The sequence below is a fragment of the Streptomyces sp. NPDC028305 genome (genome assembly GCF_055569495.1).
In genome coordinates, this window is record NZ_JBVHTN010000009.1 from 320,026 (window position 1) to 335,203 (window position 15,178).

10 protein-coding genes and 1 pseudogene are annotated in these 15,178 nt (G+C 70.9%); 5 read left to right on the top strand and 6 right to left on the bottom strand.

From position 1 onward, the window contains the following. Nucleotides 1–54: 54 nt before the first annotated feature. A complete protein-coding gene (locus ACZ4WQ_RS36565; RefSeq protein ID WP_398375040.1) occupies nt 55–2,493 on the bottom strand; it encodes a beta-glucosidase in 2,439 nt (812 codons plus the stop codon). 91 nt (nt 2,494–2,584) lie between these two features. Beyond that, nucleotides 2,585–4,081 carry an MFS transporter gene (locus ACZ4WQ_RS36570; protein WP_398375042.1) on the bottom strand — a complete coding sequence of 499 codons (1,497 nt, stop codon included), beginning with the start codon at nt 4,079–4,081 and terminating at the stop codon, nt 2,585–2,587. 551 nt (nt 4,082–4,632) lie between these two features. Here ACZ4WQ_RS36570 and ACZ4WQ_RS36575 point away from each other — a divergent pair. After that, nucleotides 4,633–7,431, top strand: a complete 2,799-nt coding sequence (locus tag ACZ4WQ_RS36575) for a glycoside hydrolase family 78 protein (RefSeq protein ID WP_398375043.1) — start codon at nt 4,633–4,635, stop codon at nt 7,429–7,431. A 200-nt stretch (nt 7,432–7,631) separates the two neighbouring features. Here ACZ4WQ_RS36575 and ACZ4WQ_RS36580 read toward each other — a convergent pair whose 3' ends face one another. The 3 genes and pseudogenes from ACZ4WQ_RS36580 to ACZ4WQ_RS36590 form a co-directional block, all read right to left on the bottom strand. After that, on the bottom strand, nt 7,632–8,768 hold the full coding sequence (locus ACZ4WQ_RS36580; RefSeq protein ID WP_311724037.1) for an NHL repeat-containing protein: 1,137 nt from the start codon (nt 8,766–8,768) through the stop codon (nt 7,632–7,634). A 249-nt stretch (nt 8,769–9,017) separates the two neighbouring features. Then, nucleotides 9,018–9,692 (bottom strand): annotated as a pseudogene (locus tag ACZ4WQ_RS36585) (glycoside hydrolase family 10 protein); the annotation flags it as partial. Nucleotides 9,693–9,791: 99 nt separating this feature from the next. Next, the gene (locus ACZ4WQ_RS36590; protein WP_398375045.1) at nt 9,792–11,423 is read right to left on the bottom strand and encodes a glycoside hydrolase 43 family protein; all 1,632 of its coding nucleotides are present in this window, start codon (nt 11,421–11,423) and stop codon (nt 9,792–9,794) included. A gap of 277 nt (nt 11,424–11,700) precedes the next feature. Between ACZ4WQ_RS36590 and ACZ4WQ_RS36595 the strand changes: the two genes are divergently transcribed. From ACZ4WQ_RS36595 to ACZ4WQ_RS36610, 4 genes are all read left to right on the top strand, one after another. Continuing rightward, nucleotides 11,701–12,378: an ArsR/SmtB family transcription factor gene (locus ACZ4WQ_RS36595; RefSeq protein ID WP_311724039.1), complete on the top strand. Its 678-nt coding sequence runs from the start codon at nt 11,701–11,703 to the stop codon at nt 12,376–12,378. A gap of 98 nt (nt 12,379–12,476) precedes the next feature. Further along, entirely contained in the window at nt 12,477–12,869 is a 393-nt protein-coding gene (locus ACZ4WQ_RS36600; RefSeq protein WP_398375216.1) for a hypothetical protein, read from the top strand. After that, entirely contained in the window at nt 12,752–13,276 is a 525-nt protein-coding gene (locus ACZ4WQ_RS36605) for an aminotransferase class V-fold PLP-dependent enzyme (RefSeq protein ID WP_398375218.1), read from the top strand. Before ACZ4WQ_RS36600 ends, ACZ4WQ_RS36605 begins: the two co-directional genes overlap by 118 nt. Nucleotides 13,277–13,347: 71 nt before the next feature. Beyond that, nucleotides 13,348–14,622: an MFS transporter gene (locus ACZ4WQ_RS36610; protein ID WP_385338298.1), complete on the top strand. Its 1,275-nt coding sequence runs from the start codon at nt 13,348–13,350 to the stop codon at nt 14,620–14,622. A 46-nt stretch (nt 14,623–14,668) separates the two neighbouring features. On the opposite strand, the gene ACZ4WQ_RS36615 is transcribed toward ACZ4WQ_RS36610, so the two are convergent. Next, the gene (locus ACZ4WQ_RS36615) at nt 14,669–15,109 is read right to left on the bottom strand and encodes a MarR family winged helix-turn-helix transcriptional regulator (RefSeq protein ID WP_358842722.1); all 441 of its coding nucleotides are present in this window, start codon (nt 15,107–15,109) and stop codon (nt 14,669–14,671) included. Nucleotides 15,110–15,178: the final 69 nt, after the last annotated feature.

Consider the following 15,178-nt stretch of genomic DNA (forward strand, 5'->3'; position numbering starts at 1 on the left):
CTCCGACCGTACTTCACCCGTGGCTTTCGCCGACTGCCGGGCAGCCACCGATGATCACCGGAATCCGGGAACGGCGGCTGTGAGCCGTACGTCCGCCGACGAGCGCCCCACCCGCAGCCGATGGCCTCCGGAACGCGCGGCCCAGCCTCCGTCGGTCCAGGTCGCGAGCGTCCGCGCCGGCACGGTGACGGTGGCGACGACGGCCTCGCCGGGCCCCGCCTCGACGGTGGCGAAGCCGACCAGGCGCTGGGGCTCACCGCCGTCGGCCGGCTCCAGGTAGGCCTGGACGACCTCGCGTCCCGGCCGGTCGCCCGAGTTGCGGACGATGACCTCGAGGCTGAGTCCGCGGGCCATGTCACCGGTGACGGTGATGTCCTGGTAGTCCCAGGTGGTGTACGACAGTCCGTGGCCGAACGGGAAGAGCGGGGTGGTGCGGCAGGCGGCGTAGGCCCGGTAGCCGATGCGGTGGCCTTCCGCGTAGTCGAGCACTCCGTCGACGGGTTGGGTGGACAGGACGGGTGCGTCGGCCTCGGTGGCGGGGAAGGTGGTCGGCAGCCGTCCGCCCGGTTCGGTCCCGGTGAGGATGTCGGCGATGGCGTCGCCGCCCTCCTGTCCGGGGAACCACGACCACAGCAGCGCGGCGGGCCGCTCGGCCCAGGGGAGGACGAACGGGGCGCCGGCGTTGACGACGACGGCTGTACGCGGGTTGGCGGCGCAGACCCGGTCGACGAGTTCGTCCTGGCGGCCCCGCAGGGCGAGTGTGGTGCGGTCCACGTTCTCGGCTTCGGTGTCGGAGTCGCTGCCGACCACCAGGACGACGGCGTCCGCGTTCGCCGCGGCGGCGACGGCCGCGTCCAGTTCCTCTTCGTCGGTGCCTCGGGGGACGTCGTAGCCGAGGCCGAGCAGGGTGATGGGGTGGGGGAGGTTGCGCTGCGGGCGGATGCGCAGCACGACCTCGGTCTCGCCCTGTGCGGCCCGGAAGGCGAAGGTGTGCGACGGCGGGTTGAGCAGCAGCGCGGCGATGTCGTCGTCCTCCTGCAGTTGCTCGTGGGCCTGCGGTTCGTGCCCTGGGACGTGCAGGGTGAAGTGGCCGGTGCCGATGGCCGAGAGCCGGTGGATGCCGGAGGCCCGAAGCGCGAGCCGGGTGCGGACGACCAGTTCCTCGACTCCGTCCTGGAGGATGATCGGGAACCACCGGTCCGCCGGGTCCTTGTGCTCGTCGGAGATCGGACTGTCGTCGGTGCCCCGGTACTCCAGGCGTACGCCGGGCTCGCCGTTCACCGGGTCGGTGGCCGTCTCGCCGTCGAGCGGCAGGAGCTTGGCGTGCGGGAAGACGCCCGGGTGGACCGTGATCTCGACGTCCTCGCCCAGCGCCCGGCGCAGTCCTTCGAGCGGGCTGACGACGTGTTCGGGGGTGACATGGGCGCTGCCGCCGCCCTGGATGGCGAAGCGGACCGCGTTGGGGCCGATCAGGGCCACCTTGCGCAGGGTGCCGGGCTCGAGGGGCAACAGTCCGTCGTTGCGCAGCAGGACGGACCCCTTGACCGCGAGGTCCCGCATGCGGCGATGGACGTCCGGGGGAAGCGCGCTGTCCTCAGGGGCGGCCGTCTCGTCCAGGGCACCGACCCTGGCGGCCAGCCGCAGCACACGCCGTACTTTGTCGTCGATCACGGACAGGGGCACCCTGCCCTGTTCGACGGCGGCGATCAGCGCGTCGCCCCAGGGCCCGTCCGGCCCCGGCATCACCAGGTCGAGCCCCGCCAGCGCCGAGGCCTCGGTCGACCTGGTGGCCTGCCAGTCGGAGACGACGACGCCGTCGAAGCCCCACTCCTCCTTGAGTACCTCGGTCAGCAGTCGGCCGTTCTCGGTCATGGATGGGCCGTTGACCGCGTTGTACGCGGCCATCAGGGCCCAGACGCCGGCCTCGCGCACGGCTGCCTCGAAGGGCGGCAAGTAGACCTCGCGGAGGGTCTTCTCATCGATCCGGGCGTCGTACGTCATGCGCTCGGTCTCGGAGTCGTTTCCCGCGAAGTGCTTGACGGTGGCGGCGACGCCCGCCGACTGCACGCCCTTGATGAAGCCGACCGTGACGCGGGTGGTGAGGTGCGGGTCCTCGGAGTAGCACTCGAAGTGACGGCCGCCCAGCGGGGAGCGGTGGAGGTTGACCGTGGGGGCCAGCAGGACGTGGATGCCCATCTCCCGGGCCTTCAGGCCCATCAGCCGGCCCGTCTCGTAGGCGGTGCCCTCGTCCCAGGCCGCGGACAGCGAGCTGGGGCTGGGGAAGAGGAGGGCGGGCGGGGTGTCGCCGCCGAATGACGTGCCGCGGGGGCCCACGGGCCCGTCGGACAGGGCGACGGAAGCGAGCCCGGCGGCGGCGACCGGTGTCAGGGTCCAGGCGTCGCCGCCGGTGAGCAGGGTCACCTTCTCTTTGAGGGACATGGCGTCGAGGCGCCGAGTGAGGTCCGCTTCGTCGACCGGGTTCCGACGGGTCATGGGCTGGTGCCTTTCAGAGAGGGGGCGGTTTCCGGGACCGCCATGGCGGGGCGGAGGTCGGACGGCGGTCCCGGGGGTGTGGTGTCCGCGGTCAGGCCGTGGTGACGGCCGATCCCGCCTCGACGTCGCGCGCCGGTCGGAGCCGGGGGATCAGGAGTACGGCGAGCACTCCGAGCACGGCGAGGCCGGCGGCCAGGAGCATGCCGTTCTTGTAGCCGGCGTCGAGGTAGAAGCGGGTGCCCTGGACGATCCGGCTGTCCTGGGCCAGGACCACGTACACCAACTGAGTGATGACGGTGGTCAGCACGCCCTGGATCATGGTCTGAAGGCCGTTGGCGGTGGCCTGCTCCTCGGGGGTCACGGCCTCGATGATCAGTACCGGGGCGGACGACACGATCATGCCCATGGCCAGGGCCGATACGGTGCCGAGCAGCATCAGATGGGTGTCGGTGTAGTGCCACTGCCGCTGGAGCAGAAAGCCGACGGCGGCGAGCAGGGCGCCGAGGCCCAGCGGGATCCGGGCGTCCACCTTGCGCAGGGCGACGCCGGTGCCGAAGCCGACGAGCAGGATGAGAACGCTGGACGGGATGCCGATGACCGCGAAGTGCGTGGCGGACATGCCCAGGCCTTCGGAGACCTGCGGGATCTTGGGGAAGAGCACCAGGAGCTGGGCGATGACGCCGGTGCCGTACACGGTGGCGGCGACCAGCGAGGCGGCCAGCATGACGGTCCAGACGGAGCGACGGGACATCATGCCGAGGTGGAACAGCGGGTGCGCACTCCGCGTGTCGGTCACCACATACAGCAGCACGGCGAGGATGCCGCCGACGATGAAGCCGAGGGTGTCGGTATCGGTCCAGCCCCACTCGCCGCCCTTGCCGATGCCATAGGTGAGGGCCGCCGCGCCGCCGCCCAGCAGGGCGCCGCCGAGCCAGTTCACCTTCGTTCGCGCCACCCGCTGCGGGGTCTTCGGGACGACGGTGAGCAGGAGCAGCAGCCCGATGGCGGTGGCGGCGGCCAGCGCCCACAGCACCCCGCGGAAGCCGTAGGAGTCCAGCAGCCGGCCCGTGAGGAAGGGGCCGCCGAGGGCCACGAAGGCTATGCCACTGCCGATCATGCCGCTGGCCGCGCCGACGTGTCGGGGCGGGAACAGCTCACGGACGGACGCGTAGGCGAGCGCCGCGATGGGGCCGTAGAAGCCCGCGATGCCACGGCCGACCAGCAGCATGCCGTAGCTGGTGGCCAGCGCCGCGACGATGTCGCCGACCAGGCCCAGCACGGTGATGACGATCATGACGTTCCGCTTGCCGTAGAAGTCGGCGAACTTCACGACGAACGGTGTGATCACCGTCGCGACCAGGGCGTTGACCAGGATGAACCAGCCGATCTCCGTCGTGTGGAAGTGCTGGGCGACAGAGGCCTGGGCGTTTCCGCCGAGCATGCCGGCCAGGGAGAGCAACTGTGTCGGCCACATCAGGGCGAGCGCGATCAGCGCCAGGCGGGTTCCGAGTCCCGACCTCCCGGATGCGTCGACCGGTGCGGGTGCGGGTGCGGGTGCGGTCGTGGACGGGGTGGTGGAAGAAGACACAGCGATGTGACCTCTCGTCGCAGGGGGAGGGCCGCGCGGCTCGGCGGCCCTGCGAGGACGTCGACGGGCGTGGGGAGACCCGGAACGACGTGCGGTGGTGATGTGAGCGGCCCCGGTCAGGCGGGCGGCCCTTCGGGCACCCACCTCGGGGGATTGGAACCTTTCAATTCCGTGGCGGCCATAGTGGGAACCGCGCTCCTGAGTGTCAACCCCCTTGCCCGCGGCCGATTTCGCCGTGCGGGTGAGAAGGGCGGACGGAGGAGTGATCCTCGCGTTCAGGTGTCTGAGCAGTCGTGATCAAGGGTGAACCAGTAGTTCACAGGATGAAAACCTAGCGTCATTCGGGATTCGTGGCTAGGGTTTCGGTCAATGGTTCTGAGTCGCCGCTCGGGCTGGTCGTCATCTCGCCCTGGATCGAGTCGTGTCTCGACCCTCTTGCTTGAATCGATTCATCGCGCGAGTGGCAGCCCGTGACGGACGTGAGCACACCCGCCCGGCGCGAGAAGTGAGGACGCTTTGTGAGGCAGGAAACCCGTAACCAGCCAGGCATCGTGACGGATGTCAGGTTCGAGCATGTGCGCGACGCGCTGGGGATCGGCACGGGTCGCCCGCGCCTGTCGTGGACGACGCTGACCAACGCCGAGGACTGGCACCAGACGGCGTACGAGATCGAGCTGACCGCGACCGACACCACCGTCGTCACGGTCGACTCGGCCGAATCCGTCCTCGTGCCGTGGCCGTTCGAGCCCCTTACGGCCCGCGGCCGGGCCACCGTCCGGGTGCGTGTGACGGGATGCGACGGCACGGTCTCGCGTTGGAGCGAACCAGCGGCGGTCGAGACGGGCCTGCTCTCGACCGAGGACTGGTCGGCCGTCTTCGTCACCCCCGACTGGGACGAGGACGCCCAGTCCGACCAGCCCTCCCCGCTGCTGCGCCACGAGTTCGAGCTGCGCGGCCCCGTCCGCTCTGCCCGTCTGTACGCCACCGCCCTCGGCGTCTACGAGGCCGAGCTCAACGGCAGCCGGATCGGCGACCACGTACTCGCGCCCGGCTGGACGGCGTACGACAAACGCCTGCGCTACCAGACCCACGACGTCACCACCCTGCTGCGCCCCGGCCGCAACGCCTTCGGCGCGGTGCTCGGCGACGGCTGGTTCCGCGGCCGTATCGGCTTCGACGGCAGGACCCGCGCGATCTACGGCGACCGGCTCGCCTTCCTGGCCCAGCTGGAGGTGGAGTACGAGGACGGCACGACACAGCGGGTGGTGACCGACGGATCCTGGCGGGCCGCCACCGGCCCGGTCGTCTCCTCCGGTCTCTACGACGGCGAGGCGTACGACGCCCGGCTGGAGCGCACCGGCTGGTCCGAGCCCGGCCACGACGCCTCCGGTTGGCGCGGCGTGCGCGTGCTGGAGCGGGACCTGGCCACCCTGGTGGCGCCCGACGGACCACCGGTGCGGCGCGTCGAGGAGATCGCCCCGGTCGCGGTGGCCACCTCCCCGTCGGGGAAGACGATTCTCGACTTCGGGCAGAACCTGGTCGGCCGGCTGCGCCTGACCGTGTCCGGCGAGGCCGGCCGGCGCGTCACGCTGCGGCACGCGGAGATCCTGGAGGACGGCGAACTCTGCACCCGGCCGCTGCGCACCGCCGCCGCGACCGACACCTACACCCTGCGCGGGCAGGGCACCGAGGTCTACGAACCCCGCTTCACCTTCCACGGCTTCCGCTACGCCGAGGTCACGGGTGCTCCGGACGACTTCGACCCGGCCGCCGCCGTACGGGCCGTGGTCCTCCACTCCGACCTGATGCGCACGGGGCATTTCTCCTGCTCGGACGAGCTCGTCAACCGACTCCACGAGAACGTCGTGTGGGGCATGCGCGGTAACTTCCTCGACGTCCCCACCGACTGCCCCCAGCGTGATGAGCGCCTGGGCTGGACCGGTGACATCCAGGTCTTCTCGCCCACCGCCTCCTTCCTCTACGACAGCGCGGGCTTCGTCGGCTCCTGGCTGGCGGACCTCGCCGCCGAGCAGGGCGAGAACGGCGTCGTTCCCTTCGTCGTGCCGAAGGTCGTGCCCGGCGCCGACACCCCCACCGCCGCCTGGGGGGACGCGGCCACGGTCGTGCCGTGGGTGCTGTACGAGCGCTACGGCGACACCGGGATCCTCGCCACGCAGTACGACTCGATGCGCGGGTGGGTGGATCACGTGGCCTCGCTCGCGGGGGAGGACCGGCTCTGGGACAGCGGCTTCCAGTTCGGCGACTGGCTCGACCCGACGGCCCCAGCCGGCCGCCCGGACGCCGCCGCGACCGCCGGTGAACTGGTCGCCACCGCCTACTTCTTCCGTTCCGCCGACATCGTCGCCCGCACCGCCGAGGTCGTGGGCCGGACCGAGGACGCCGAGCGTTACCGGGCCCTCGCCGATGAGATCCGCGCCGCCTTCCGGGCGGAGTACGTCACCGGCGCGGGCCGCATGATGTCCGACGCGCCGACCGCGTACGCCCTCGCCCTCTGCTTCGGCCTGCTGGACGCGGGCGCCCAGCGTGGCAGGGCCGGCGACCGCCTCGCCCAGCTGGTCCGCGGCAACGGCTACAAGATCGCCACCGGTTTCGTCGGCACCCCGCTGATCTGCGACGCACTGACCCGCACCGGTCACGCCGACACGGCGTACCGCCTGCTGCTCCAGCGGGAGTGCCCGTCCTGGCTCTACCCGGTCACCATGGGCGCGACCACCATCTGGGAGCGCTGGGACAGCCTGCTGCCCGACGGCACGGTCAACCCCAGCGGTATGACGTCCTTCAACCACTACGCGCTGGGTGCCGTCGCCGACTGGCTGCACCGCACGGTCGCCGGCCTCGCCCCCGCCGAGCCCGGCTACCGCCGCCTGCGCGTCGCACCGCGACCGGGCGGCGGCCTCACCCACGCCGAGGCCCGCCTGCGCACGCCGTACGGAACCGCCGAGGTGTCCTGGACGCTGTCCGACGGCGAACTCACGGTCAGGGCGCTGGTCCCGCCGAACACCACGGCGGAGGTCGTCCCGCCGGACGGCGGCGATGTGGTCGAGGTCGGATCCGGACGGCACACCTGGACGGTGCCTTTCGGCGCGGAGCCCGCCGAGCGGGCGCCGCTGTCCGTGGACATGACGGTGGACGAGCTGCTGGACCGGGAGGACGCCGCCCGCGTCTTCAAGGAGCTGCTCATCTCCTACGTCCCGGAGGCCGCCGAGTACATCGGGAGCGGCTCCGGCGCCCCGACCGGCATGACGGTACGAGTGATCGCCGGCATGCTGCCCAACGGCGAGGAGTTCCTGGCCGCCCTGGAAGAACGGCTCACGACGCTGACCACCTGATCCCCCCACACGGGGCGTCGAGATCCGCCCTCCGACACCGGGGCCCCGGCGCCCCCGGGGTGTTCCGGGGTGCGCCGGGGCCATGGGCCGTACTGCGTTGCGCCGTCAGCGGAAGCGCGCGACCAGCCGTTTCGTTCAGCCGGTCGGGCGCCCCGCGCGCCTGGGCTCGCGCAGGGCCGGATCAGCCCCGCGCAAGCGGATCAGCGTCGGCTCAGCAGGTTCAGAGTGTTGGTCGCGTTGTTCACGAAGTAGACCCGGTCGGGGTTTTCGGCGATCGCGATCCCGAACAGGACGCCCGCTCCCGGCGGGGAGCCGCTGCTGTCGAGCGTGCGCACGGCCACCTGATCGCCGCCCGGGGTGGTCTCCACAATGTTGCCGTCGCCGCCGTTGACGGTGAGGATGTTGCCCTTCGGGGTGATCGCCATCCCGAGCGGGCCGTTGAGGTGCTGGTCGCAGGTGACCACTCGGCCGGTGCCGGCGCTGTCGTCCCTGGTCAGCGCGTCCGGGATCGCGGTGATGCGGTTGTCGACGGTGTCCGCCACGTAGAGCGTCCCGTCCCGCAGACCGACACCCGTCGGCCCGATCACGAGGGCCGCCGGGTCGGTCTTCTGGGCGAAGCCCGAACCGATCTTGGTCGTGGCGATCCGGGTCGGCGGCCGGTGGCCGTGGGTGCGCAGGGTGATCCGCAGCACGGTGCCCCGCCGCACGATGTCGCCGCCGCCGGCGACCGTGCCGTTGAGCACGTTGGTGACGAACAGATCGGTCTCGTCGCCGTGGCTCTTCGCGGTCATGTCCCAGGGACCGTTGATCCCGTGGCCGCTGATGGTCTCCCGGACCTCTCCGCGGTTGTCCAGCACGAGCAGGCACCCGGCCTGCGCCGTGGCGGATGTGCCATCGGCCGTGGGCAGACTGCCTACCACCACCCAGCCGCCCGGCAGGATGGACAGCGCGGTGGTCAGACCCACACCTCCCGGGCACGGTCCCGGCAGGTTCCGCGGGTCGATCTCGGCGAACAGTCTGGTCGTGCCTTTCGGGCTGACCTGCACGAGCGTGGTCCCCGTGCCCTGCTCGTTCGCGGCATTGTTGAAGTTGCTGACCAATACGTTGCCGCGCCGCAGGTCACCAACACTCTTCTTGACCAGGGCGGTGCCGTACGGGTTCACGTCGCCGTTGTCCGGAACCGTCGACGCGACGGTCGAGACGGTGCGCAGCGGCCCGAGGAACGGTCTCCCGTCCCCAGTCATCGGCGCGGCGGATACCGTCTGGCCCACCGTCAGGATCGCCGTCGCCGCGGTCACAGCCGCCGCCGCGAGACGCGAAGCGGAAAGAAGCCTCATCAGGTCATGCCTCCTCAAGCGTCGTGCGCCATCCGGCGGTCTCACGACGGTCACAGAAAGTTGCCAACCATCACATAAACGGACGCCATGGCGCAGCGCACGTCAGAGAGGGCCGGATGGGTGACTCGGTCATGAGGTGAGGGCGGACGCGGGTGGTGCCGGGACGCGTGTCCCGGCACCGCGGTCTCCCGGCGCGGTCAGCAGGTGGAGTTGGTCTGGGTGAGGAGGCCGAGCCGCCAGGGGAGGGCCGTCGAAGAGCAGGGGGTTCTCCCCGGCGCGCCAGGAGTCGGTGTCCCGGATGCCCCACACCGTGATGCCGTTGCACCGCGCGACGTTCATGCAGGCCTTGACCGTGTTCGTGTACGCGGTCGTCGGCGCCTGCGCGATGTCGAGTTCGGTGATCTGCACGTCCACACCGAGGGCGGCGAAGTTGGACAGGGTGGTCTGGAAACTGGCCGGCGGGCCGCCGGTGCCGAAGTGGGCCTGGAAACCGACAAAGTCGATGGGCACGCCACGCGCCTTGAAGTCGCGCACCATGCGGTAGACGCCCTGGGTCTTGGCGTCGGTCCAGTTCTCGATGTTGTAGTCGTTGTAGCAGAGCTTGGCCGACGCGTCGGCCGCCCGCGCGGTGCGGAACGCCTCCTCGATGAAGCCGTCGCCCAGCAGGTTCTGGAACACCGAGGGGCGGTGCGCTCCGCTGCCGCCGTCGGCGAACGCCTCATTGACCACGTCCCAGGCGTAGACCTTGCCCTTGTAGTGGCCCATCACGCCGTTGATGTGGTTGTTCATCACGCTGCGCAGGGTGTTCGCGTCGCCGATGGAGCTGACCCAGCTTGGCAGCTGGGAGTGCCAGACCAGGGTGTGGCCCCGTACCCGCTGGCCGCGCGAGGTGGCGTGGTTGACGATCTGGTCGGCGGGGCCGAAGGTTCATCTCTCTCCTCGCGGGATCAGGGCTTCGGTATAGGAGCGCTCCCAAAATGGACATTCGAACGCGGTCACGTCTACCTGAAGGGCGGTTGCCCGTCAGGGCGTGGACAGCTCGAACCGTGCGACCTTGACCGATCCGCCGAGTGCCTGGGTGGCGTGGTTGAAGATGGCGTAGCGGTAGCCCATGAAGAACCGCCAGTCGTTGCCCATGGTGAACGTGGGGCCGAGGCGGGTGAAGTTGGTGCCGTCGGTGCTGTAGGAGAAGGTGCCGGGCCGGGCGGCGCCGGGGTGGATGTCGGCGGTGGCGCGCAGCCATATGCGGCCGCCGGAGACGCCGGCGCTCGCGGCCTCGGTGCCGGTTCCGGTGGTGTTCCAGTTGCTGTCCATGGTGAGGCCGTTCACCATCACCGCCCTGGTGGTGCCGCCGTCCCGTTTGAGACCGATCCAGGCGGAGGAGTCGCGCAGCAGGGCGAGCCCGGCCCGGTCGCCGTCGCGCATCGCGGAGTAGTCGAGCTGGATGGTGGCGGTGGACGTGGGCCCCTGGATCCGGTGGGTGAGGGTGTTGCGGGCCCAGTACAGATCGCCGGTGACCGTCGCGGTCTGGAGCGTCAGTCCGTTGTTCACGGACCACTTGCTGTTGTCGGGGTTGTGGTTCCACTCCCACTTCGGCTTGAGGGTGGTGCCGTCGAAGGTGTCGACACCGGTCATCGGGGCGACCTGGCGGGGTGGGGCCGGGACGGCGGGGCTGGGGTACGAGGCGCCCCAGGCGCCGTTCACGAGCTGGATGAGGGGCCAGCCGTCCGAGGTCCAGGTGACCGGGGCCAGTACGGGGATCCGCCCGCCGGGGTACGCGTCCACGAACGCCATGTAGTGCCAGGCCCCGTTCTGCGTCTGCACGAGTCCGCCCTGGTGCGGCACCCCGCCGCCGGAGACCGGGCCGCGCAGGTCGAGCAGGACCTGGCGCAGCGTGTAGGGCCCGAAGGGGCCGCTCGTCGACTTCAGGATGTACTGGCCGTTGGCCGGGCGGGTGAGGAAGATGTAGTAGTTCCCGTTGATCTTGTAGAAGCGGGAGCCCTCCAGGGTGCCGATGCTGGAGGGCGTGTTGAACACCTGCTGAGTGCGGACCTGGGTGCGTCCGTCCGGGGAGAGCTGGGCGACGCTGATGGTGGTGTTCCCGTACGCCACGTACAGGGTGTCGTCGCTGTCGACGAGCAGGCCCGCGTCGTAGTAGGCGTTGTCGATCGTGGTGAGTCTGGACCAGGGCCCTTCGACGGCGGCGGCAGTGTAGATGTAGGTCTTGGCGAAGTCGATCTGGCCGAGCCAGAGATACGTCCTGTTGCTCGGACGGTAGGCCAGTGACGAGGCCCAGATGCCCCGGACGTAGCCGCGTGCGCCGTTGAGGTCGTACTTGGTGCCGAAGTCCAGGACCGGTACCGAGTGGCCGGCGAACTCCCAGTTGACCAGGTCGTACGAGCGCAGGATCGGCGCCCCCGGGGAGTAGTGCATCGTGGAGGCCGAGTAGTAGTAGGTGTCACCGACGCGGATGATGTCGATGTCCGCGAAGTCCTGCCAGAGCACGGGATTCCCGTACTGTGCGGCGGCGGCGGCCGAGGGCGTGGGCGTCACCGCCTGTGCGGCCGCGGTGCCCGGCAGGGCGGCTCCTGCGGTCAGGCCGGTGGCCGCCGTCAGTACGTTCCGGCGCGTGTGTTCTTGATGGAGCCATGACATATTGATCGCCTCCTTGTGTGACGGGACGAAGAGGTGCCAGGGCGGGGATCGCTGTGCCGGTGCGGCTGCTGCTGTGCTCGGTTCGGGCGGAGCGTACGGGCCGCTGCGGCCAAGCCTTCGTTCGGAGCGTCGAACGTCGGCCGGTCCGTCGGGTGACTTGGATGATAGGCGCCTCACGGGGAGCGTCAACGCCTTTGGCGATTCGGCCTTCGCCACCGCGCGTGGTCATCGCCTCCAGCATCATCTACGATATTCCATGGATTTATGGAGGAAGCCTATGGCGGGAAACACCACGGCCGGTCCGAAGGCGCAGCTATATGATGCCTTCGCGGCCAGCGGCAAGGCGCTGGCCAGCGGAAAGCGTCTGGAACTGCTCGATCTGCTCGCTCAGGGCGAGCGCACGGTCGATGCCCTGGCCAAGGCGGCGGGGCTGAACCTGACGACGGCCTCGGCGCATCTTCAGACCCTCAAGCAGGCCGGGTTCGTCGCCACCCGCCGCGAGGGCGTACGCATCCACTACCGGCTCGCCGGCGACGACGTGGCCCAGTTGTTCGCCCTGCTGTGCAAGGTCGCCGAAGCCCACCAGGCCGCCGTGCCCGCGGCGCGGGACGCCTACCTCGGTGAGGACGGCGCGGCGGAGGTGACCCACGAGGAACTGCGCGCCCGCGTGGCGGCCGGGGACGTGGTGGTGCTGGACGTACGGCCGGCGGAGGAATACCGGGCCGGGCACATTCCGGGTGCGGTGTCCATTCCGGTCGGGGAACTGGCCGAGCGGATCGGCGAGTTGCCCGAGGAGGCGGAGATCGTCGTCTACTGCCGGGGCGAGTACTGCGTGCTCGCCTACGACGCGGTGCGGCTGCTGACCGACCTCGGCCGGCGGGCCATCCGCCTCAACGACGGCATGCTGGAGTGGCGGCTGGCCGAACTGCCCGTCGACGCCGGGGACCTGGCGTGAACGGTGGCCACCCGGCCCTTCCTCCGGGGCTGACCGGCGCACCGGTCTACCTGGACTACAACGCCACCACCCCCGTTGACCCCCGCGTGGCCGAGGCGATGTGGCCGCACCTGACGGACTTCTTCGGCAACCCCTCCAGCAGCCACCACTACAGCGCCGAGCCCCGGTGGGCGCCGGCCGAGGCCCGGGCGCAGGTCGCCGCCCTGGTCGGGGCCCGCGCCGACGAGGCCGTGTTCACCGCCTCCGGCTCCGAGGCCGATCTGCTCGCCCTGTGCGGCACGGCCCTCGCACACGGATGCGGGGCGCTCTTCCACTGCGACGCCGCCCAGGCGGTGGGGAAGATCCCCTCGACGTCGAGGAGTTGGGCGTGGACCTGCTCACCGTCGTACGGCACAAGATGTGCGCCCCGAAGGGTGCGGCCGCGCTGTACGTGCGCGACGGGCTGCGGCTGGAGCCGGTCGTCCACGGCGGCGGCCAGGAGCACGGGGTGAGGGCCGGGACGGAGAACGTCGCCCTGGCCGTGGCCCTCGGCGCCGCCGGGCTGGCCGCGGACGACCTGGCCGACGGCGCTCCCGCCCGGATCGCGGCTCTGCGTGACGAACTCCACCAGCGCCTGGCGGCGGCGCCGCCCGGCTGCGTCCGCCTCAACCGCCCAGAACGGAAGCGCCTGCCGAACACCCTGAACGTCAGCATCGACGACGCACTCGGCCATGAACTCCGCGCCGCCGCCCACGGGATCGCGGCCTCGACAGGCTCGGCCTGCCACCGCGGCAACCACACTCCTTTCGATCTGGCCCGCTCGCTCGGGGCACTGCGGCTGTCGCTGGGCCGCTGGTCCACGGCGGACGACATCGAGACGACGGCGGACGCAGCCATCAAGTCGGCCACCGAGCGCTGACCCCCACCTCCCCCTGCACAGGCCTCACCTCGGATAACACCACCGCCCCACCTACCGCCACCGGAAGAGACATGACCAGATCCGCACCAGGCGCCGGCACCACGGGCGCCGCATCCGACATATTCGACGCCGCCCAGGCACAGCGCCGCATCCTGCGTGTCCTGGTCGCCTCCCAGACCCTCAGCGGGGCCGGACTCGCCGCCGGCGTCACCGTCGGCGCCCTGCTCGCCCAGGACATGCTCGGCACCACCAGCCTCGCCGGACTGCCCAGCGGCCTGTTCACCGCCGGATCCGCACTCGCCGCCGTCGCCGTCGGTCGCATCTCCCAAGCCCGCGGCCGCCGTCCCGGCCTGGCCGCCGGCTACTTCACCGGAGCCATCGGCAGCGCCGGTGTCATCACCGCCGCCGCCCTGGACAACCCCGCCCTGCTGTTCATCGCCCTGTTCGTCTACGGCGCCGGCAGCGCCACCAACCTCCAGGCCCGCTATGCCGGAGCCGACCTCGCCCACCCCAACCACCGCGCCCGCGCCGTGTCCACCGTCCTGGTCGCCACCACCCTCGGCGGCGTCGCCGGCCCCAACCTCGCCGCACCCACCGGCGACCTCGCGGAAACCCTCGGTGTCCCCGGCCTGGCCGGCCCGTTCCTGCTGTCCGGCGCCGCCTACGCCCTGGCCGCGCTCGTCCTCGCCGTCCGGCTGCGACCCGACCCGCTGCTCATGGCCCGTACCCTCGCCGCCGAACAGAGCGGCAGCTCCGCCACCGACGCGTCCCCGGCCGCCGACCACGCACACGAAGGCCGCGGAAGCGTGGTCCTCGGCGCGCTCGTCATGATCCTCACTCAGCTCGTCATGGTCGCGATCATGACGATGACCCCGGTCCACATGCACGACCACGGTCACGGCACCGCCGCCTCAGGTCTCGTCATCGCCATCCACATCGGCGCCATGTACCTGCCCTCACCGGTCACGGGCTGGCTCGTCGACCGCTACGGCCGGCTGAAGGTCGCCGCCGCGTCCGGGCTCACCCTCCTGGCTGCGGGCATTCTCGCGGCCATCGCTCCCGACGACTCCGTCGCCCTCCTCGCGCTCGCCCTGGCCCTGCTGGGACTCGGCTGGAACTTCGGCCTCGTCTCCGGTACGGCGATCATCACCGACGCCGTGCCGCTGGCCACCCGCGCCAAGACCCAGGGAATGGTCGACGTCTCCATTGCCATCGCCGGCGCCACCGGTGGACTGACCTCCGGCATCGTCGTCGCCACCACCAGCTACCCCATCCTCGCCCTCACCGGTGGCGTCCTCGCCCTCGCGATCCTGCCGGCCATCGCCGCGACCGCGAGCAGCCGATGAACCAACCCGCTTCACCGCCTCAGGGCGGGGGCCGCCGCCCGCCGGATCACCGTACGCCGCTGATCCTCCGCAGCATCTCCAGGAACTGCTCCCGTTCGGCTGCCGAGAGCGGAGCCAGGAGTTCGTCGTTGGCCCACTTCCCCGCCCGCGTGCACTCCTCCAGGCGGCGCTCGCCCTCGGCGGTGAGACTCACCGCGTTCTTGCGGCGGTCGGCCGGGTCGGGGGCGCGCACGACGAGGCCTGCCGCCTGAAGATCGTTGAGGATGCCGACCATGTCCTTCGGGTCGAGCGAGACCGTCCTGCCCAGTTCGGCCTGGGCGACCGGGCCGAGATCCGCGACCGCGGCAAGGACCACGTGATGCCACATCTTCATGTCGTGTCGCGCGAGCGCCTCAGCGACCAGGCCGCGCCCACGGGCCGCCGCCCGGCCGAGGAGCCAGCTCGGGAGGGCGCTGATTCGGCTGGGCGCCGAGGGGTTCTCTGCCATGCGCGGCAGCGTACCGAGAAAACGTTGGAGTTCCCAATGATCTCCGGATACTGTTGGGAACTCCAATGA

What these genes read in the sequence shown, in the direction of transcription:
- ACZ4WQ_RS36565 (WP_398375040.1), bottom strand. Translation starts at nt 2,493, where the DNA reads ATGACCCGTCGGAACCCGGTCGACGAAGCGGACCTCACTCGGCGCCTC.
- ACZ4WQ_RS36580 (WP_311724037.1), bottom strand. Translation starts at nt 8,768, where the DNA reads ATGAGGCTTCTTTCCGCTTCGCGTCTCGCGGCGGCGGCTGTGACCGCG.
- ACZ4WQ_RS36590 (WP_398375045.1), bottom strand. Translation starts at nt 11,423, where the DNA reads ATGTCATGGCTCCATCAAGAACACACGCGCCGGAACGTACTGACGGCG.
- ACZ4WQ_RS36595 (WP_311724039.1), top strand. Translation starts at nt 11,701, where the DNA reads ATGGCGGGAAACACCACGGCCGGTCCGAAGGCGCAGCTATATGATGCC.
- ACZ4WQ_RS36600 (WP_398375216.1), top strand. Translation starts at nt 12,477, where the DNA reads ATGTGGCCGCACCTGACGGACTTCTTCGGCAACCCCTCCAGCAGCCAC.
- ACZ4WQ_RS36610 (WP_385338298.1), top strand. Translation starts at nt 13,348, where the DNA reads ATGACCAGATCCGCACCAGGCGCCGGCACCACGGGCGCCGCATCCGAC.
- ACZ4WQ_RS36615 (WP_358842722.1), bottom strand. Translation starts at nt 15,109, where the DNA reads ATGGCAGAGAACCCCTCGGCGCCCAGCCGAATCAGCGCCCTCCCGAGC.